Origin of the sequence: Terrisporobacter sp., from assembly GCF_017888745.1 — a bacterium.
In the GTDB taxonomy this organism is placed as follows: domain Bacteria; phylum Bacillota; class Clostridia; order Peptostreptococcales; family Peptostreptococcaceae; genus Terrisporobacter.
In genome coordinates, this window is record NZ_JAGHFM010000131.1 from 1 (window position 1) to 2,666 (window position 2,666).

Below are 2,666 nucleotides of genomic sequence, written 5' to 3' on the forward strand. Positions count from 1 at the left end.
ATGAGTAATAATCAACAAGTTTTAGGTACAGAACCTGTAGGAAAATTACTAATAAAATACTCTGTGCCAGCAATAATTGGTATGATGGTAAACGGATTGTACAACGTGGTAGATAGAATATTTATAGGTAATATGCCAGGAGTTGGACCACTTGCCATAACTGGTTTAGGTGTTACAATGCCTATAATGACTATAATAATGGCATTTGGCATGCTTATAGGTATAGGTACAGCTACTAATATTTCTATTAAATTAGGGCAAGGAAAAAAAGACGAAGCAGAAAAATTTATAGGAAATTCAATTACATTATCAGTAATAGTTGGATTAACAATAATGGTAATTGGACTAATATTTGGAGATCAAATACTTCAATTATTTGGGGCTAGTACAAGTAGTTTAGAATATGCAAAAGCCTATATTAATGTAATTTTACTAGGAACTGTATTTAATCTAATAGGATTTGTTTTTAATAGTACTATTAGAGGTGATGGTAATCCAAAACTTTCTGCAACAATAATGGTTGTAGGATGTGTATTAAATATAATATTGGATGCCCTATTTATTTTTGTATTAAATATTGGAATAAAGGGTGCCGCATTAGCAACTATTATTTCTCAGTTTGTTACTGCTATTTGGGGATTAGCTTATTATACAAAAGGAAAATCAAACTTAAAACTTCATAAAGTTAATTTAAAATTAGATAAATCCTTAGTATTTACAATAGCTGCAATAGGATCTGCTCCATTTGCCATGCAATTAGCAGCAAGTTGTGTTCAAGTAATAAGCAATAATGCACTTAGAACTCATGGCGGAGATTTAGCTATAGGTGCTATGGCTACTATAAACTCTATAATTATGATGGTCGGTATGCCAATAGTAGGTATAAGCCAAGGTGCACAACCTATAATAGGATTCAACTATGGATCTAAAAAATATGATAGAGCGGAAAAAACTCTTAAATTAGCTACAATAACTGCTACTCTAGGCTTAACTTTAGGTTGGATTATAGTTCAATTATATCCAGAGCCAATAGTAAGCATGTTTAATAGTGATGCAGAGCTTGTAGCTATATCAGTAGATGGAATAAGAAAATATTTATTCATGATGCCTTTAATAGGAATGTCTATGATTGGATCAAACTATATTCAATCAATTGGTAATGCCAAACAAGCAATGTTCTTAAGTTTACTTAGACAAGTAATATTATTAGTTCCTATGATGCTTATTTTACCAAAATTCTTAGGTTTAAATGGTGTTTGGTTCTCTCAACCAACTGCAGATGTAATTTCTTTCATAGTAACATTTATAGTAGTTCGTAAAGAAGTTAAATCTCATAAAAATGAAGATATGGACTCGGCAGCTTAAAAATTAGGAAATACTAGATAATTATATGATAAATGTTAAATAGCTAGACATTGGGCAATTTATGCCACTATGTCTAGCTATCTTTATATACCATTATTAATTATAAATACATCAAACTCAGATTCTTCTATTTCATTGAAATCTATCATCAATTCATATTTTCCATCTTCATATACTGGATCAATTAAAATAGAATATATAATATTTGGTTCAAATAAAGATTACTTTTTCTTTATACTCATTCCTATAACCATTCCAAATAACATTCCAAAACATATGCCATAAGGTCTAGATTCTTCATTAAAAAAGATTGTGCCTATTGCCACCCCAAAACACATCCCTATAGCCATATAATTTTCTTCTGGATTTTCTGCATTTTCTTCATTTTGGTTTACTTTCTCATCTTCAAAAGCTTTTCTTTTTTCATTTGTCTTCTTAACGTTATTTATGAATAAAATAACTGCAATTCCCACAACTACCACTGGTAAAAGTATTAAAATAAAATCAATCATAATTTTTAACCCCCTATAATTTTGTTTAATTCACAATATATTTTCTATATTCTTAAATTATATCAGATTTACAAACATATAGGAATAAGAAATCATTAGACTAATGGATTAAATATGCCGATAAAATAAGTATGTAATGGGAATAATTTAAATCAAAAATATATAATTTTATGAATAACTAACTTTTTGTAGACATTTGAAATAATTGTGATACTATCTAAATAAATAATTATAATTGTTAAGAGGGTGATATTATGAATACAGTTGAAATTGTAAGGACTGTAGTAGGAGTAGTACTTATACTATTTGGATTAGGAGTATATGCATATGATAAACTTCACAATATGAAATATTCAGAATTTAGATATAGTCCTATAAGTTGGCTTATTTGCCTATTAGCAGGTGTTTGTGCTATGACTTATAACGTGAAAGTAGGAATTATATGTGGAGTAGTTACCTTAATATTATGGTTAATTACAAAGATGGCTGTATTAAATTTAGTAAAAAAAAGATCAATATAAATATATAAGAAACAATATATAAAGATTTGAGCATATTTTTTATATTTAATTTATTCATAATATTAATATAATGCAAACAAATAAGTAGGAGTATATCAGTTAGGATACCCCTACTTTTTTGTTCGGATTATATTAAATTTCTTGAGTGTGTGAAAAAAACTCTGTAAATTACAAAATCCAACAGCTTTCTATGATAGTATTAAATTATTATAGGAGGCTGTTTTATTATGGGGAAAAGAAAAGAAAAATTTAGTGAGGGAAAGAAAAA

Annotated in this window: 3 protein-coding genes; 2 read left to right on the forward strand and 1 reads right to left on the reverse strand. The window is 27.9% G+C overall.

Annotated elements, in window-relative coordinates; genetic code table 11:
• Entirely contained in the window at positions 1-1,365 is a 1,365-nt protein-coding gene (locus J7G74_RS06285) for an MATE family efflux transporter (RefSeq protein WP_297133234.1), read from the forward strand.
• Positions 1,366-1,586: 221 nt separating this feature from the next.
• Here the strand turns inward: J7G74_RS06285 and J7G74_RS06290 are convergent, their stop codons facing one another.
• Complete coding sequence (locus J7G74_RS06290) at positions 1,587-1,877, reverse strand: hypothetical protein (RefSeq protein WP_297133236.1); 291 nt, start codon at positions 1,875-1,877, stop codon at positions 1,587-1,589.
• A 254-nt stretch (positions 1,878-2,131) separates the two neighbouring features.
• On the opposite strand from J7G74_RS06290, the gene J7G74_RS06295 reads away from it, so the two are divergent.
• A complete protein-coding gene (locus tag J7G74_RS06295) occupies positions 2,132-2,398 on the forward strand; it encodes a hypothetical protein (protein ID WP_297133239.1) in 267 nt (88 codons plus the stop codon).
• Positions 2,399-2,666 lie beyond the last annotated feature (268 nt).